The following is a 19,200-nucleotide window of genomic DNA, read 5'->3' as shown; positions in this document are numbered from 1 at the left end:
ATAAAGAATAGAAGGTGTTTTTATTATGGAAACAAAGAATGTTTTAATTTTCCCTTGCGGTTCTGAAATCGGGCTTGAAATAAATAATGCTTTGAAATATTCCAAGAATATTAATATTTATGGTGGGTCAACTGTTTCTGATCATGGAAGATTTGTATATTCAAACTATGTTAGTATACCTAGTATCAATGATGATGATTTTATATCTTCGCTTAATGAAGTTATAAAAAAATTTTCGATAGATTATATTTTTCCAGCACATGATAGCGTTGTGTTACTAATGTCCTTGCAAGCGAAAAAAATTAATGCCCAGATTATCACTTCCGACTCTAAAACAACCGATATTTGCAGATCTAAGGGTAAAACATATGATTTTTTTAAAGAAGAGGATTTTATACCATTTGTATATAAAAATGTGGATGAAGTAAATGATTTCCCAGTATTTTTAAAACCAGATGTTGGGCAAGGCTCTAAGGGAATTGCGTTGGCGGGTAACCAGAACCAACTGAATTATATATATACCAACAATGACAATATGCTTATTTTAGAGTACTTGCCAGGTAAAGAGTTTACTATCGATTGCTTTACAGACCGATTGGGTGAGTTACGGTTTGTAGGTATGAGAGAAAGAAGACGAATAAAAAGTGGTATAAGCGTAAATTCTGTAAACTTATTAGTTGATACAAGAGTCAGAGATATTGCAGAAAAAATTAACAACAAACTAAATTTTAGAGGTGTCTGGTTTTTTCAATTAAAAGAAGACAACCAAGGGAGTCTGAAATTATTGGAAATTTCTCCTAGAATAGCAGGTACCATGGGATTATATAGAAATAAGGGCGTTAATTTACCATTATTAAGTCTTTTTGATCGTATGAATTTGGATATTGATATTGTCGAAAATGGTTATAATATTGAGATTGATAGGGCTTTTATTAATAGGTTTTCAATGGATTTTGAATATCAAAGGGTATATTTAGATTTTGATGATTCAATAACACTAAATGGTAAGGTTAATCCTTATGTAATGATGTATATTTATCAATGCAATGCGAAAGGAATAGAGGTAATACTAATTACAAAACATGAGAAAGACATTAATGATACATTAAATGAATTAAAAATAGATAAACAATTATTTAAAAATATTATACATTTAACCAAAGAAAGTCAGAAACATTTATATATAGATAAGGATATTAAATCTATTTTCATAGATGATTCATTTAGTGAGAGAAAGGAAGTTTATAGAGAGCATAATATTCCTGTGTTTGATATTGATGCTATAGAGAGTTTAATAGATTGGAGAGTATAAATTGGATAATAATCTTATTTTTAAAAGCAATATACCTGTCACACGTCCGAAACTACCTGATTTCAAAAATTATACAAACAAGATTAGTGAATTATGGGACAGTCGTTGGGTTACGAATGACGGATTATTTCATGAGGAATTTAAGGAGAAAATAAAAACGTATTTGAACGTAAATCAAGTAGAATTGTTTTCTAATGGGCATATGTCCTTAGAGCTGGCTATAAAATCCTTGAGTTTAAAAGGAGAGGTTATAACCACTCCTTTTACGTTTGTTTCCACTATTCATGCCCTTACTAATTGTGGTTTGAAACCAGTATTCTGTGATATTAACCCAGAGGATTTTAATATAGATTCTAGTAAGATTGAAGAACTAATAACTGAAAAAACTAGCGCTATTTTGGCAGTACATGTTTTTGGTATACCATGTAATGTTGAAGAAATAGATCGAATTGCAAAAAAATATAATCTTAGAGTGATTTACGATGCTGCTCATGCGTTCGGTGTTAGAGTAGATGGAAATAGTATAGCAAACTATGGAGATATAACAATGTTTAGTTTGCATGCTACAAAGGTTATGAATTCTATAGAAGGGGGAATTTTAGTATATAAAGATATTAACTTAAAAGAGAAACTAAAAGCTCTAAAAAATTTCGGCATAGTCTCGCAAGAATCAATAAAATATATTGGAACAAATGCAAAAATGAATGAATTTCAAGCCGCTATGGGTATTCTGAATATAGAAGATATTGATAAGGATATCTCTCAAAGAAAAGAGATACATGAAAAATATATTGAAATACTGTGTGAATGTGTAGAAACTATAAGATTTAAAAATAATGCTGAGAATAATTATGCATATTTTCCAATTCTATTAAAAGATAAGATCACAAGAGATTGGCTTCATAATAGATTAAAAGAATATAACGTAACAACAAGAAAATATTTTTATCCATTATGTAATGATATAGAGTGTTATGACTATAGTTCTGAAAATACTCCAATTGCAGGTAATATTAGTGATAGAATATTGGTTCTCCCAATGTTTACGGATTTAAATATAAGTGATGTTAAGAAGGTCTCGGAAATTGTTAATTTAGAGTTAGGTGTATACAATGCCAAGATATAAGTTGAGTATTGTTGTTCTTGTTTATAATACGGAAGAATATTTAAGAGAATGTTTGGATTCGTTAGTATATCAATCTTTAAATGATATTGAAATAATTATTGTAAATGATAGTAGTCCTGATGATAGTCACGTAATAATAGAAGAATATAAAAATAAGTACTCCAATATAAAGGTTATTAACCAAGTGAATAGTGGCGGTGCTGTTGCAGGTAACAATGGGTTAAAAGTAGCTACTGGTGAGTATGTCACTATTATGGATTCTGATGATATTGTTCCAATGAATGCATATGAGAAAATGTATACCAATGCAATTGAAACAAATGCAGATATAGTGATAGGTAAACCCAACATAATTGTAAATGGATCTCAAAAGGAAATCATATATAAGAGAGAGCGTCATGTATGGGAAAAGGAAAGAATCATAACAGATTTAAGTGATTATCCTGAGATATTTTACGATGGTTTCTATTGGAATAAAATTTATAAAAAGGATTTAATCTTTAGAAACGACTGCTTTATGCCTCCGGGGATGTTATATGCAGATAGGCCAATGGTACATAAGGCATTCTTATTCGCAGATAAAATTTCTATAATTACTGATGTGGTTTATTTATGGAGAAAAAGGGAAGCGAATACTTCAAACCAATCTATTACACAACAAAAGTACGATATAAACAATTTAAAAGATAGAATTGAATCTCTAAACTACCAGATAGATTATTTTGAAGAATATAGTAATGATGATCTATTGACAACATTCTTGAAAAGTAATATTGATAGATTATTTTTTCCTATTAAGGGGATTTTAAATAGCATTGAATTTAGAGAATATTATTTATCTGAACTGAGTAAATTATTCAGTAGAATTAAGGACATCTATAACAATGATCTAGGAATTACTAAGAATATTTATGTTTTCCTAATTATAAATAAAAAAGTTAAAGAACTTATAGAATTTGTTCAAATGGATAATAAAGGGCCGATTATTCAAGATAAAGATAAATTTTATTGGGCTTTACCTTATTTTAGGGATGAAAGAATAGGAATTCCAGATAGTTTTTTTGAAGTAAAAGAACTATTTGAAAGTGCAATTAAAATAGAAGAAATAAAAATAACTAATAGTATACTTAATTTCACAAAACTAGTTATACCAGATTCATTTAAAATAATTAAAGTTTATTTGCAATTACAATCTAGGATTAATATTGGAGACACTATTAATTATGAATTCGTAAATAATGGGTCAAATAATTATTCTTTAAATATAAATTTGGATGAATTACATAAGGTGAATTTATATGATATCTACTTGGTATTTTATCAAGATAAAACAGAAAAAAAATTTAGAGTATCAAAAAATATGCTAGAACAAGAGAATTTAAGTATGATAAGGAATAATAGCTTAAATTTATTTTACACAGAAGGTAATAAATTGTCTCTTCAGGTGCAAAACTTTAATTTTCAGCAGGTTATATTAAATTCAGATGCTATTTTATTAAAGACCGATATAGATACTGGGCAAAATATAAATTTTATTTTAAAGGATCGTATAACAAAAGAAAAGATTAAGTTTAAATATTTAAAAGATGGTGATTTCATTCTTCAATGGAAAAACTTCTTAAATACTCATTGTTTTTATGACTTGATGTTTGAGTTTTTTGGATACGAGTATAGAGTTAAAATGAACTCAGTCCCTAATTTAAGAGAAAGTAAAGTGAAATATAGAAATACACATATTGATATATATAACACTAAAAGTGGTAATATATCACTAAAATCTTATTCAAAATTAAGTAATATTATAAATAGGGTTAAGTTGGTCTTGAAAAGTAAAAAGTAAACTAATCAAAAATTATTTTTGTATATGAACAGTAGAAAATTATAAAAAGGAGACTTTGGATATAATTATTCAAAAGTCTCCTTTTAATTTTTAAGCCCAGTTTTTAGTTAATTTGGTTCTATACTAATTGTTCGTGTTCTAAAACAATTTGAGAACTGAAAAAATGCACGTATCTCCAATCTATTCTTGAGTTGGTGAAAAATAAGTATAGATTGGACGTGCACATGTATTTTAACGAATCTTATCCGGTTTAGAAAAAGTAAACATGATAAGAATGGAGGGAGTTTGAGGAAAACTATGCATTCGTGTGGAGATGCTGATTAGATTCATCGATATCCAGCCTGTCAAACCTTCACTCATTCCATCCATAATTATCGTGTTTAAGAGATTAAACACCTTAAAATATTTGAACGTCATACGATTCCTTACTATCGAAAACGACGATATTTATCACAATGTGGAAAGAATCGAAGAGAAAAACCCTATTGCAGTTAGATTTCAACGGCAATCTATTTATGAAATCAAGCCATAAAAATTCGAAGTATCAAAGGGAAAATCTTTAAGGAAACAGCAGAAGTTTATTGAAATTTTGCATCCACAGTAGTAAGAAGATTTGATTTTTTTGCACATAAGACGGTTCAACAAGACGTCAAAGAGCTTCCAAAAGTCATCGCAATTGATGAGTATAAGGAAGATAGCAAGTAAGGAAAATACCAACTCATTATTGTGAATGGTGTGACAAAAGAGCCTATTGATATTGTCTCTAACCGATATAATATAATACGGAATTATTTAAGAAAGTAAGGACAATGGGTGCATATTGTCATTATGGATATTAGTCATTCGTTTCAGGCAGCCATTCAACAATCCCTTGGAAAACCCATTATTGTCGCAGATTGTTTTCATTTCGTTAGATATATTTATTGAGTATTAGAAAAAGCTAGAAGAAGAATACAAACCGAATGGCATGATTACGATCGTAAGAAATGTAAGAAGAGGCGCTATGTGTATTACAAGAGATCTGAGAAGTTAACAGATGATGATCATTGGTACCTAAATCGATATTTAGAGATGTCAGGAGAATTAAGATTACCGTATGAATTAAAGGAACCATTGTGTCGTTGGTGGGATCAATCAAGCAGAGCAGAATAGAAAAACGAAGATTCTCCAAACAAACTAGATCTCTACACCTTTTACAAAAAAAGTAGAAAACTCATCGATAACAGAGTTCAAAAAAGCGATTCAAACCTTAAAGAACTGGCAAGTGGAAACTATTAAATACCATAGTTATAACTATAGAAACCGATTCTTAGAAGTATAAATAACTAAACAAAAATAATGAAGCGAAAGGCATTTGGCTGTAGAAGCTTTGATCGCTTCAAAGCAAAGATTTTATTAACTCACAAGTACAAAAAATTGGGTTGGCATATTGGATAATGGGGTAAAATTACTTCACCCCATTTGACGTTGAACCATAAATTTTAGGTATATTTATTATAAAAAACATGGTAAATTATCTTCTATATACTATTTTTCAGAAAATTAAAACCATCGCAAAGGGGTCGTTCAATGTCTAGTATAAAAAAAGCTATTATCCCAGCAGCCGGATTAGGAACAAGGTTCTTACCGGCTACCAAAGCTATGCCAAAGGAAATGCTCCCTATTGTTGATAAGCCGACCATTCAGTACATAATTGAGGAGGCTGTAGCCTCAGGTATTGAAGACATTATTATTGTTACCGGTAAAGGAAAGAGAGCAATCGAAGATCATTTTGATTATGCTCCAGAGTTAGAGAAGAACCTCTTAGATAAAGGAAAGTTAGATATTTTAGAAAGGGTAAGATACCCCTCTAAAATTGCGAATATTCATTATATAAGGCAACAAGAACCGAAAGGGCTTGGGCATGCGATTTGGTGTGCGAGGAATTTTATAGGTGATGATCCTTTTGCTGTGCTATTAGGTGATGATATCGTACAAAGTGATGTGCCGTGTATTAAGCAATTAATTAATCAATATGATTTACTCGAAGCTTCAATTGTAGGTGTCCAGACTGTAGATGATGATGAAACAGATCGTTATGGTATTATCGATCCTTCCAATAATAATGGAAGATTGTATGAGGTTAATCAATTTGTTGAAAAGCCCTTAAAAGGAACTGCCCCTTCTAATTTAGCGATTATGGGAAGATATATATTAACTCCAGATATTTTTAGTTATCTAGAAAATCAAGAAATTGGTGCTGGTGGGGAAATTCAATTGACTGATGCTATTCAAGCATTGAATAAATATAAGTCGGTATTTTGCTATGATTTTGAGGGAACAAGACATGACGTAGGAGAAAAATTAGGGTTTATTAAAACTACTATAGAGTTCTCACTCCAGAATGAGGAACTAAAAGATGATATTATGAAAATATTAGAAAATATAGTAGAATCAAATAAAAATAAAGAATACTCAAAATAATTTTAATTGGCATATTTTCAATGAAAGAGGAGCAGATCAATTTGGCAGGTAATCTAATGAAATACTTCAGTCGCAAAGTTCCTTTTATTAAACAACCTATACGTGATTATATTAAGAATGAACGGTTTAAGATTCGCGCGAAGTATAATTATTATGTGAATCATTTAAAAGTGGAAGATCGAGTGATTTTGTATGAGGCATATCATGGTAAGAGTTTTACGTGTAATCCATTAGCTATTTTTTTAGCGTTTGAAAAAAGAACTGATTTCGATCAGTTTCTTCATATTATAGTGGTGAATGAAAAAGATTCTTTTGTAGACGCATTACCAAAAAGAAAAAATATAAAATTTGTGGCAGTAGATAATGATCTTTATTTAAGATACTTAGCTACTGCTAAATATCTAATTAATAATACGTCCTTTCCTTATTATTTCATTAAACGAGAAGGTCAGGTATATGTGAATACATGGCATGGGACACCCCTTAAGACGTTAGGAAGAGATATTAAACAAGCGGGCATGACTGATCATATGAATATCCAGCGGAATTTATTACAAACGGATATATTGGTTAGTCCTAATCAATTTACATATGAAAAACTATTGTCTTCACATGATATTTACGAAATTTTTCCAGGATGGGTTGCTGATATTGGTTATCCTCGTGTCGATCGAACGTTAGCTGCTTCAAGTAAGGATCTATTATCTCAGTTAGGGGTAACGAGTGGAACTAAGGTGATCTTATATGCCCCAACGTGGCGGGGGACGGTAGGGAATGAGGCAGATATGAGTGAGCAACTACTTCAGGATGTCCTCCATTTAAAGAGGGAATTAGGCAGTGACTATACTGTATTATTGAAGTCTCATTATTTTACCTTTAAGTACTTTGAGGAAAACCAAAAACAAAAGCTATGTGTACCAAATGGCATGGACACAAATTTATTGCTTTCAGCAGTCGATATTTTAATAACTGATTATTCTAGCATCTTTTTTGACTTCTTACCGACAGGGCGTTCAGTCATTTTCTATGGAGATGATATTGAACAATATAGTCATGAAAGAGGATTCTACCTCCCGATTGATCAATTACCTGGACTACTCACTCAAAAGCTAGAAGAAGTGATTGTGCATATTAAAAATATCGACTTAGAGCAAGAGAAATATAATGAGAAGTACAAAGAATATCAAGAACAGTTTTGTTATAATGATGATGGCCAGGCTGCTTCAAGACTGTTATCAATCTTAGTAGACAATGAACAAAAGCATTTAATCAAAACGGATACAAAAAAAGAGAAAATTATTATGTATTGCGGAGCTTTCTATAATAATGGTATAACGATGTCTGCTTTAACCTTATTAGATGCGATTGATTATGATAAATACGAAGTGGTTGTCATAGAGAATCCGAAAGGTTCTGAAGAAAAATGGGTAAATATTAAAAGAGCTAATCCTAATGTTCATTTTATTTACCGACCGGGGGTTCTCGGTAGAACAGTTCTTGATAGCTATAAACATCAATGGATCTTGAATCGTGGTGTCAGTGGACAAATTGTAGAAAAGGTACTACCGGCACATTTATATTATAATGAGTTTCGCCGGTTAGTTGGGGACGTGAAATTTGATCATGCCATAAATTTTGGTGGTTATAATGATTTTTGGAGTCTCCTATTTGCCTTTTCGCGAATAAAGAATAAATCTATTTATCTTCATAATGATATGATGGAAGAATTTAATAAGAAAATCAAAGGCAAATTTAAACATAAAAAGAATCTAAAAGTGATTTTTTCTATTTATAAATATTATGATAGAATCATCTCAGTAGCAGAATCGACACACGAAACGAATATGAAAAACTTAGAGCAGTTAGTACCAGATAGTCACAAAAAAATGACATATGTAAATAATCTTGTTGATAGTAACCGTGTGAAGACACTGATGAATCAGTATGATTATATCGAAGTGAACGGGAATAATTATCTTGTTACGGACCAATTAGCAGAGTCTGTTAAGTTAACTATTCAAGGAGTCATAGCTCCTGAAGAGGTAGATGTAAACTTTGTCACTGTTGGTAGACTTTCACCTGAAAAGGGTCATGAAAAATTAATTCATGCATTTTGGGCTTTATACCAATATGATCAGCATATTAAGCTTTATATCGTTGGGGAAGGACCACTAAAAGAATCATTGCAATCTCTTATTAAGAAGCTAAAAATGAATGATCGCATTATATTGGTGGGACAATTATCTAATCCCTTTGCTCTTATTAATCAGTGTGATTGTTTTGTTCTTTCTTCAAATTATGAGGGTCAAGGACTCGTGCTACTCGAAACATTGATTATAGGTAAACCGATTATAGCAACAGATGTAACAGGTGTTAGAAGTGTCCTTAAAGAAGGCTATGGTGAGTTAGTAGAGAACAATCAAGAAGCATTGGCTGAAAAGTTAATTCAATTTGTTGAGCGTTACCGACAAAAATGTTTACCTAAGAGAAGTTCATTTCATGATGAACAATATAATCAAGAAGCCTTAAACCAATTTTATGGTAAAGTACTAGGGAAATCATTATAATATTGTTATCGGCAATGTAAGGGAATTATTCATCTTTTAATTCCCTTTTTATTTTTGCTCTGTCGCAACAGAAAATGACAATTTCATCATTCAATGATAAAATATTTTCTCGGGGAGAGTAATTCATTGTTAAAAGAAAATTAAAGGCACGGAAAGGAAAAACGCATGCGTTCTGTAGTGACAGTTTTAAAAGAACAAATCAAAAGTTTTTATTTAGTTAGACGCCTTTCTGTTTATGAAATGAAAAGTGCGAACAGAAACAACTATTTAGGGATTCTATGGGAAATTATAAACCCTATGATTCAAATTGCGATTTATTGGTTTGTGTTTGGCTATGGGATATTTAAAGCTGTTGGTAGACCTGATGTAAAAATGGGTGATGGGGATGCTATTCCTTATTTTTCATGGATGTTATCAGGCATAGTCGTTTGGTTCTTTATTAATCAATCGATCACAATGGGCTCGAAATCGGTTTATTCGAGAATTAAGATGGTATCCAAAATGAGTTTCCCAATGAGTGTCATACCTACCTATGTGATTTTTGCAAAGCTTTATCAACATTTAATGTTACTAGTTATTGTACTCATTATGTTCCAATTTATGGGTTATCCAATTTCTGTATATTATATACAATTACCTTATATGATGTTAGCGACCTTAATATTCTTGGTTTCGCTATCACTGATCACCTCTACTATTTCAACAATTGTACGTGATTTTCAAATGGCTATTCAATCAGTAGTGAGGATTCTCATCTATGTATCACCATTCTTATGGCCACCATATGAACTTGAGCCTGAGATTGTGCCAACATTAATGCAGCTGAACCCGATTTATTACTTAGCAGAAGGATATCGTGCGACAATCTTAGGTCTAAATTGGTATCCATTTGTGAATTGGGAATATAGCCTTTATTTCTGGGGAATTACTATACTATTATTTGTCGTTGGTTCGATTTTACATGTGAAATTTAGAGATCGCTTCGTAGACTTTCTATAAGATGGATGTGAATTATGGAACATTCAGTTGTTTTAAACAATATAACGAAAAAATATAAAATGTATGATGGTAATAAGGAAAAGTTATTAGATATTTTATTACCGAAAAGTTATGGTGAAGATTTTTACGCGTTGCAAAATGTTAGTTTTACAGCTGAAAAAGGTGACGTTGTTGGATTTATTGGAGTGAATGGTTCGGGTAAATCCACTCTGTCCAATATCCTTGCCGGCATTATCCCACCTACTACAGGGGAGGTAACCATCAATGGGAAGACGGCATTAATTGCGGTCAATTCAGGTTTGAATAATCAATTGACCGGGCGCGAAAATATCGAATTAAAATGTCTGATGCTCGGTTTTAGTAAAGCGCAGATTAAAGAGTTAGAACCGGAAATTATTGATTTTGCTGATATAGGTAAATTTATTGATCAACCGGTCAAAAGCTATTCCAGTGGGATGAAATCACGTTTAGGCTTTGCTATTTCTGTAAATATTGATCCAGATATATTAGTGATTGATGAAGCACTTTCAGTCGGTGATCAGACATTTGCCGATAAATGTTTAGATAAGATGAATGAGTTTAAAGCAAAAGGGAAAACAATTTTCTTTATTAGTCACTCGATTGGTCAAATGAATCGTTTCTGTGAGAAAGCACTTTGGCTGGAGTATGGTGAAGTGAGAGAGTTTGGTCCGATTAAAGAAGTCATGCCAAAATATCAGGCTTTCTTAAAGGAATATAAAGCGATGAGTGCTTCTGAGAAGCGTGCCTTTAAAGAAAAGGCAATGAAGAAGCAAGCAGGACTTGTTACAAATTAAATAAATGTTTATGAAGAGTGAGGCTAAATTGATTTTTAGCCTTTTTTTCTTTGCAAAATTTGGTATAGTAAAAAGGACTAATTTAATAAATAATGGGGAAAAAGATATGGCCATTGAATCAGTTCATTTTGAGAATGTAACGAAGCGTTTTAAAATGTATCAAAACAATAAAGAAAAACTATTAGATATATTCGTACCTAAAGGATACGGTGAAGATTTCTACGGATTGCAGCATATCAACTTCACTGCTTATCAAGGCGATGTCATTGGTGTGATTGGTATTAATGGTGCTGGAAAATCTACACTGTCCAATCTTATTACAGGAGTAGTACCTCCTACCACTGGTGATATAACGATTAATGGTAGTGCATCGCTTATTGCTATTGCATCAGGTCTTAACAATCAATTAACAGGTCGAGAGAATATTGAATTAAAATGTCTCATGCTAGGGTTTAATAAGAGAGAAATTCAGCAATTGATGCCTGAGATTATTGACTTTGCTGATATAGGTAAGTTTATTGACCAACCAGTTAAAAACTATTCTAGTGGTATGAAGTCACGATTAGGCTTTGCCATTTCTGTAAATATTGATCCTGATATTATTGTCATTGATGAAGCCCTCTCGGTTGGTGACCAAACCTTTACTGATAAATGTTTAGATAAGATGAATGAATTTAAACAAAAAGGTAAAACCATCTTCTTTATTAGTCATAGTATTGCACAGGTAAAGAAATTCTGTGATAAAGCATTATGGCTAGAGGCGGGAGAAGTGAGAGATTACGGCACTATCGGTGAAATTATTCCAAAATATGAAAAGTTCCTAAAGGATTTTAAATCACTAACCAAAGAGGAACAGAAGAAATTCAGACAGGATATTTTAGATAGGCGCAGTCAGTTGAATAATTATACTGACAACATTGAAACCAATAATGCTAACGTTGTTTCTAGTGATATTCAGCGAAGTTCAAGAGTAAAAAAACGTACAAAACCTAGTCGTAAAAAATGGAAATTTATTTTAGGATTAAGTACACTCTTAATACTCCTATCCGTTAGCACTCTATTTCTTATAAATAACTATCACTCATCGAACTCGACTGTGAAGACCAACCAAAATGAATCACCTGTAGCATCAGAAGAACCAAAAGCTGTAGAAGAAGGTTTAAAGGATGAATCATTAGATATTAGGTATGTAACGGTCTCAAGTGCTAATATAAGACAAGAACCAACAATGGAGAGTGAAGCTATAGACTTTGCTGTTTTTGGTTTTCCATATGAAGTATTAGAAGAAGAAGAAGGATGGGCTAAAATCCAACTAAATGATAATGAAGAAGGCTGGGTTAGTACAACGGTTTTGGCAAGATTAAATAATACAGTTGTTGACCAAGAGATTGAGACCAAATTAAATGGCATTGTCGGTCCTAATTTCCCTCTAGAAACTGTTATGAACACTTTAGGGAAAGGGCAAGTGATGGAGGAACCTTTTGAACATGCAGAATATATTTACAAAGATGAAGTAATCAATGGTGTGATTATTGATATGAATGGTCCATCTACAGATACCTTATTTAATCAATTGGGAGAACCAGATATGGAGTTAGAGGAGACGAAATCTTTCTTATATCATGGAGAAGAATTTGATTACTTATTTCAAGGAGTAGAAGATGGAACAATAAGCTCACTTCAGTTGATTAAAAGAAGTTAAAAAAAGGTCTTATTCTTCACCTCATAGGTTGATAGAATAAGACCTTTTTTCTTATATATCTAGGTGTGATTTCAATTCTTCTTGTACTTTTAATTGCTCTTCATTTGAAACGATTAAATACCAAACATCATTGATACGCTGACCATTGCCGGATATGGTTAGCTGGTCAATTTTTCCGACTGCATTTTTATAATTTTTTTGGATATCACGCATTTCATTGAAAGACAAGTTCGTTCTAACATTCTTGCCTAACGCATCTAAGATGTCATCATAGTTTGTGAGTGTGTTAAGGCTCATCCCTTTTTTAATGACTCCTTGAATCACTTGACGCTGACGGTCTTGACGACCGAAGTCACCGTTTGGATCTTCTTTTCTCATCCTGACATAGGATAATGCTTCGTCGCCATTTAAGGTGTTTGCCCCTTCTGTAAAGGAAGAATTCCCTTGTTCAAATGAGAGGGAACTGTTAACTGTAATGCCTCCAACCGCATCAACAATATCTTTAAATCCTTCCATATTTACCTTGATATAATAATCAATTGGGATATCAAGGAAGTTTTCCACCGTGGCCATCGCCATTTCCTCATTGCCGAACGCATAAGCATGATTAATCTTATCATCAAAACCCTTACCGACAATTTCTGTACGTGTATCTCTTGGGATGCTTAACATTTTCATTGATTGGTCATTTGGATTAACAGTGATAACAATGATTGTATCTGAACGCCCTTTGTCTCCGCTTCTTTCATCTACTCCGAGCATTAAAACAGAAAATGGCTCTTGTTTAGTCAGTGTAAGCTCCTGCTCTCTTTTCTCTGTTTTATACTTGATTGGTTGATGCATCGTTTCTACAGCCCCTGAAACAGAACGATAGACCATAAACCCATAGATGCCAACTGCAATGACCATTAACAGAACAATAGAACCAGTTATTTTTAACCATAACGGCTTCTTTTTCTTAGGTTGGCTACGCATTTCTTTTCCCCCATACGAATGTTAATTTGATTGATATATGTTATAGAATACCAAATTATTAGTTCGGTGGATATAAAATAAATGTAAAATAGACAATATTAGACAAAAGTTCTTCTTATTCGTAAAGTGAATGTAAAAAAAATAATAAATACTGTCATATTTTAATATGTTAATATGAATGTGGGGTATGTAGAATTTAGCACTACTGGAAAATTAGTTATAAAGTATCATAACTTTAGAAGAGGAGGAGAAAATGACTAAACTAAAGAAACATATTTCCATGTTTCTTATTGCTTTATTAGTATTCGGTTTAACTTCGAATATAGGATATGCGAATGAGATAAATAATAAAAGTGTTGAACAAGAACCAATTACATATGTTGTAAATGAAGAGCAACAAGTTGCTGTATATCTTGAAGATTCACAAGAAAGCGAGATTTTATTTCATTTAATTAAAGATTCAGTATTTGATATCGTAGAACTAGGGGACGAGTACTCTTATATTCAAACAAAGGACGAAGAAGATAATGAAGTACTAGGTTACGTCCTTAATGAAGAAATTGATCAATATGCGATTGTTCAAGATAAACCTGATGAAGAAGAGTTAAGCGGTGAGAAACAGGAAGAAACGATTGAGACCCCTTTGACAGAAGAAGCGCAAGAGAATGCTCCTAATGAGGAAGAGGCGGTAAGTGAGGAGAATACTCCTATCGACTCAACAGAAGGACAAGATAATCTTACTGAAGAGGATGAACTCACTGAAGAAGAAAGTCAAACAGATGAATTAAAAGAAGATGAAGCACAACAAGCGCTACCAGATGAACAGGAAGTAAGTGATGAGCAACCTGTAAAATCAAGAATGCTTATGAGTAAAGCTTTAGTTACTGTACAAGGTGTCGCACTTAAAAACCCCACAAATGTTTACACAGAATCCAGTCGAAATTCTACAGTGTTAAAGAGCTACTCTCAAGGTAAAATTCTTAAATTTGAAAAGTCGAATAATCAATGGCTACAAGCAACTGTTTATGTAAAGGGTAAGGCAGTAGCAGGTTACATCAATAGTGATGATGTTGACTTACTTGTTGAAAAGCAAGAGAGTTCGAGAGGAATCGTTTATAACGAGAATCTACATGTTTATGCTACACCGTCTAAAAACTCGAATGTCTTAAAGAGTTATAATGAAGGACATACGGTCGTGTATCAAACATATTCTTCTCAATGGAATGAAGCGAAAGTTTATGCTAATGGTAAATGGCAATATGGCTTCATTCATGAAGATGATGTGATTCCAGAAAACACACCACAATCTACGTTAAATGGTGTGGTGGAAAATGAAAAACTCAATGTGTATAGCGGATTATCAAAATCATCTAATGTGCTGAAAAGCTATAATGAAGGTACAAGTGTTAAATACAGAACACATACTGCGAATTGGTATGAAGCGACTGTCTATGTAAATGGAAAAGCGACTACAGGTTATATTCATAAAAGTGATGTAATCAATGATGATGCGAAGCAAGAGACACTCAGTGGCATTGCAAAAAAACGTGTCAATGTATATAGCAGTACTTCAACAAGCTCAAGTATCCTAAAAAGCTATAATGAAGGTAGTACCCTTAAATATAAAACTTTCACGAAGAATTGGTATGAAGCAACTGTCTATGTAAATGGAAAAGCAACAACAGGCTATATTCAAAAAAGCGCAACTATTGACGAGGATGCAGCTAGAACTGATTATAGAGGAGTGGCTTTGGCCTCGCCAACAAAGGTGTATGCAAACGAATCAACTTCAGCTAATGTGCTGAAAAGCTATGGCTCTGGATCCATCCTTAAGTATCGTTCGTATACTGACAACTGGTACGAAGCAACTGTTTATGTAAATGGAAAAGCAACAACAGGTTATATCAATAAAAAAGATGTTGAAAATAGTAAGAACCCACAACAAACATTAACAGGTACAGCACAATCAAAAGTGACAGTTTATACAAAGGCCTCTAATACGTCTAGTGTCTTGAAAACTTATAGTAAAGGTTCCAAAATTAAATATAAAACCTTTACATCGAATTGGTATGAAGTGACTGTGTTTGTAAATGGAAAAGCTCAAACTGGTTATATTAAAACGAATACGATGGAAAAAGGATTACAAGGAAAAGTTATTGTGCTTGATCCTGGACATGGTGGTCATGACCCAGGGGCAATGGGCATAGAAAAAGACTTGAATCTTAACACCGCTAATTATCTGCGTTCTTATTTGAATGCCGCAGGAGCTGAGGTAATCATGACTCGGTCTACTGATGTATATTTGACATTAGCTGAACGTGTAGAAATTAGCCATCAATATAGTGCAGATGCTTTCATTAGCATTCACTATAATTCAAATCCAGACCCTAGTCCTAATGGAATTGAAACCTATTATTTACCTTCTAATGAGAATGAACGAGAGCTAGCCCAATTGATTCAAGATGGCGTTGTCGCTGAAACAGGGTTACGAGATCGTGGGGTTAAAAATAATGGGAACTTCCATGTCATTCGTGAGAATCAAAATGTGGCAGTCTTAGTAGAGTTAGGATTTCTTTCAAACCCAGCAGAATATGATGTTGTTACGAAAGCAGCTTATCAGAAAAAAGCAGCTAAGGGGATTTATAACGGTTTGAATCAATATTTTAATTGAGATTTAAATTTTAAAGAGGTGGTTCTTATAAAAGGATCACCTTTTGATTGATGCAAGAGGTTATTTATTATGTTTTAATGATCAATTTCTTAGCTAAATAAAAAATAATAATTTGGTTATTTTCTTAATATTTTAATAAATTGTATAATTATTGTAAGAAAAACTTCTCAGTTTTAATTAATCTGGTCTTGTCGCTGTCAAGTAGACCATAATAAAAGCTAAGCAGTGAGCGCGTTTCGATATTCAATCGGCGCGCGTTTCTTTAGTTTCTTTTGTAATTGTAATGGTAAATGTAATTCTAAAGAGCTTGCTCTAGTTCTTCTCCCATACACTTTACTTATGTACAGCTTCTCGGTTTTGAGGTGTGAAAAGAATGATTCTATACAGGCATTGACCAGGCAGTTTCCATTGCGAAAGTGGCTGCTTTTGATGTCATAATCCTTTAATCGGTTGCTGTATATTTTTGACGTGTACTGGAAGCCTGATCCGAATGGAGAACGGCTCCAGCCACGTCTTTTTTCTTTGTCCATTTCTCTACTGTTTTTAACACAAGTTCCAAATCATTTCTTCGGGCTAGATCCCAACTTACTATTTCGTTTTTGAAGAGATCCTGTATGACCGATAAATAAAAATTATTCTTCGCCAACAGACATAAATGTGATATCCGTTACCATTTTTTGATTAGGTCCTAGGCCTGCCTTTTATAGGATAAGAAACTCCTTTACGCTCATGGACTACTTCTTTCCATTTCTTAACCCACACTTTAAGCTGGCTGCAGTTACGGATTCCTTATAACTTCCAGACCCACTCACATATTTCATGAAGGCATTATGTTTTAACTCTTCCGAATAGCTATTAAAAGTTTTCCCTTTTTTTTGCCATAGAAAAATCCCCTCCAAGTAGCATTCTTTCCTTCATGGTAACATGAAGGCCTTTTTGAATGTCTACTTAAAGGGGACATTTACAATCTGAGAAGTTTTTTAGTAAACTAGAGAGATGTTAATAACAGCAAAGTATTAAATTAATTGCTATTTATAATTGATAATATATATTTGGCTAGTATTTTACTAGAATTTCCCTTTGAATATTGATTCCACTTTTGATTAAACTTTTTTATTTCATGTATATTAAAGTTATTTTCAGCAATTGTTGATATAATTTCTTCGGTTGAGAAAACTATTGGTCCAGGAACTAATTCATTATACTCTTCCCAAAAACCTCTTTCTCTTTTATATTCTTCAAAATCATAGGGATAAAAAATCATAGGTTTTTCCAATATGGAATACTCGAATGGTACGGAAGAGTAATCGGTAATCAACATATCAGTAATAAAGAGTAAATCATTGGTATTATATGTTTTCGAAAAATCATAGACAAAATCAGTGAGATTATAAGGTATTTCTAACCCTTTTCTAATTGTGGGATGTAACTTAAGTATTAAAATATATCCTTTTTCATAAAGCTCTCTGTTCATTAGATGTAGATCAAGATGTAACTTGAAGTTTTCGAAATCTTCATTTCGATAAGTAGGTGCATATAGAATAATCTTCTTACCATCTAATTGAGGGTATTTAGTAAATATATATTCCTTCTTTTCTTCTATAAGCACTTTATCATAGAAGATATCTGTTCGTGGGATACCAGATTTGATAAATCTCGAATTATCTAAGCCAAAAGCTTGTTTGAAAATTTCCTGCATCTTATCTGAACCAACGATTATCTTGTGAAATTGATTATAAACTTTATGAAAACGATTCTTCGCAGCGGTGGTTCGTGTATCATTCCCAGGATCTAATAAACCAAACTTTTTTATAGCTCCATTCGCATGCCATAGTTGGACGCAAGTTACTTCCTTTTTAAACTTAATCGTTGATAAAAACCCAAAGTAATTATCTACTAAAATAACTTTAGAAGTAGCTAAGTGATATATGCCTTTAATAAATTGATAAGGTGAGCGAAAATCAAATAATAAAATATCAGCGTTATCAGCCGTATGTTGTTTGAAAAACTCTACGAAGTCTCTCCGGGTTAAAAAAATAGTGCGACAAGTATAATCTTGTCGCTTTTGTTCATTATATACATTGATAGTATTTTCTAAAAAAGAAGCAACATAAACAACTTTATTTTCCATAGGGAAAAGTTTAAACAATTGGAAAATTAGACGGAAAGTAAATAAATAAACGAATATAAAGAGTTCTCTAATCATTACTTCACTTTAAAAAGATCCTTCTTGATTTGTGAAGTAGAAATACCAACAGTTCTTGGTAAATAGATTACATCACAATATTCATTGAGATAATCGAATTTCCCTTCCCAATCATCGCCCATTACAAAAATATCAATATTGTGTTTGATTACATCTTCTACTTTTTGTTCCCAGGTGTTTTCTGGAATTACTTTATCGACATATCGAATTGATTCTAGAATCATTTTTCTGTTTTCATAAGAGTGGTAGGATTCTTTACTTTTCAATTTATTAAATTCATCAGAAGAAATAGCAACTGTTAGATGGTCACCAAGGCTCTTGGCTCTTTTTAAAAGATTAATGTGACCCCAGTGAAGTAGGTCGAATGTACCGTATGTTATTATCTTTTTCATAAGAGGTTACCTCCGAGTATTTGACATCAGCTTTATAAGATTTGATAATATTTCCTATGGATTATACTCATTATTTTATTTTATGATATATATTTTTTTTTATCAAGTATTAGTAATTATTACATAGAAGTG

11 protein-coding genes and 2 pseudogenes are annotated in these 19,200 nt (G+C 32.3%); 10 read left to right on the top strand and 3 right to left on the bottom strand.

Translation table 11 applies throughout. The features are described from left to right. Positions 1-25 precede the first annotated feature (25 nt). The 9 genes and pseudogenes from MHI57_RS12285 (at position 26) to tagH (MHI57_RS12245) (ending at position 12,824) form a co-directional block, all read left to right on the top strand. A complete protein-coding gene (locus MHI57_RS12285) occupies positions 26-1,312 on the top strand; it encodes an ATP-grasp domain-containing protein (protein ID WP_340976550.1) in 1,287 nt (428 codons plus the stop codon). 1 nt (position 1,313) lies between these two features. Beyond that, a complete protein-coding gene (locus tag MHI57_RS12280) occupies positions 1,314-2,438 on the top strand; it encodes a DegT/DnrJ/EryC1/StrS family aminotransferase (RefSeq protein WP_340976549.1) in 1,125 nt (374 codons plus the stop codon). Next, on the top strand, positions 2,425-4,278 hold the full coding sequence (locus tag MHI57_RS12275) for a glycosyltransferase family 2 protein (RefSeq protein ID WP_340976548.1): 1,854 nt from the start codon (positions 2,425-2,427) through the stop codon (positions 4,276-4,278). Before MHI57_RS12280 ends, MHI57_RS12275 begins: the two co-directional genes overlap by 14 nt. A gap of 813 nt (positions 4,279-5,091) precedes the next feature. Next, a pseudogene (locus tag MHI57_RS12270) lies at positions 5,092-5,430 on the top strand (transposase). A 417-nt stretch (positions 5,431-5,847) separates the two neighbouring features. Continuing rightward, positions 5,848-6,741 carry a UTP--glucose-1-phosphate uridylyltransferase GalU gene (galU, locus tag MHI57_RS12265; protein WP_340976546.1) on the top strand — a complete coding sequence of 298 codons (894 nt, stop codon included), beginning with the start codon at positions 5,848-5,850 and terminating at the stop codon, positions 6,739-6,741. Between the two features lie 41 nt (positions 6,742-6,782). Continuing rightward, positions 6,783-9,308 (top strand): glycosyltransferase, encoded by a 2,526-nt coding sequence (locus MHI57_RS12260; protein ID WP_340976544.1) that lies wholly within the window; start codon positions 6,783-6,785, stop codon positions 9,306-9,308. Positions 9,309-9,473: 165 nt separating this feature from the next. After that, positions 9,474-10,307, top strand: coding sequence for an ABC transporter permease (locus MHI57_RS12255; protein WP_289434674.1), 834 nt, complete (start codon positions 9,474-9,476; stop codon positions 10,305-10,307). A 14-nt stretch (positions 10,308-10,321) separates the two neighbouring features. Further along, a pseudogene (gene tagH, locus MHI57_RS12250) lies at positions 10,322-11,107 on the top strand (teichoic acids export ABC transporter ATP-binding subunit TagH); the annotation flags it as partial. 121 nt (positions 11,108-11,228) lie between these two features. Beyond that, positions 11,229-12,824, top strand: coding sequence for a teichoic acids export ABC transporter ATP-binding subunit TagH (gene tagH / locus MHI57_RS12245; protein ID WP_251162156.1), 1,596 nt, complete (start codon positions 11,229-11,231; stop codon positions 12,822-12,824). A 51-nt stretch (positions 12,825-12,875) separates the two neighbouring features. On the opposite strand, the gene tagU is transcribed toward tagH (MHI57_RS12245), so the two are convergent. After that, positions 12,876-13,799, bottom strand: coding sequence for a polyisoprenyl-teichoic acid--peptidoglycan teichoic acid transferase TagU (tagU, locus tag MHI57_RS12240; protein WP_251162155.1), 924 nt, complete (start codon positions 13,797-13,799; stop codon positions 12,876-12,878). A gap of 253 nt (positions 13,800-14,052) precedes the next feature. Between tagU and MHI57_RS12235 the strand changes: the two genes are divergently transcribed. Then, positions 14,053-16,470 carry an N-acetylmuramoyl-L-alanine amidase gene (locus tag MHI57_RS12235; RefSeq protein ID WP_340976538.1) on the top strand — a complete coding sequence of 806 codons (2,418 nt, stop codon included), beginning with the start codon at positions 14,053-14,055 and terminating at the stop codon, positions 16,468-16,470. A 1,021-nt stretch (positions 16,471-17,491) separates the two neighbouring features. Here the strand turns inward: MHI57_RS12235 and MHI57_RS12230 are convergent. Both MHI57_RS12230 and tagD read right to left on the bottom strand, forming a co-directional pair. Further along, positions 17,492-18,676, bottom strand: a complete 1,185-nt coding sequence (locus MHI57_RS12230) for a CDP-glycerol glycerophosphotransferase family protein (RefSeq protein ID WP_340976536.1) — start codon at positions 18,674-18,676, stop codon at positions 17,492-17,494. Next, positions 18,676-19,068, bottom strand: coding sequence for a glycerol-3-phosphate cytidylyltransferase (gene tagD, locus MHI57_RS12225; RefSeq protein WP_340976534.1), 393 nt, complete (start codon positions 19,066-19,068; stop codon positions 18,676-18,678). The genes MHI57_RS12230 and tagD overlap by 1 nt, the downstream gene beginning before the upstream one ends. Positions 19,069-19,200: the final 132 nt, after the last annotated feature.

Source organism: Cytobacillus sp. FSL K6-0129, assembly GCF_038007625.1.
Lineage (GTDB): Bacteria > Bacillota > Bacilli > Bacillales > Cytobacillaceae > Cytobacillus > Cytobacillus kochii.
Note: the sequence above shows the minus strand (reverse complement) of the source record. Positions and strands in the feature narration are given on the sequence as shown.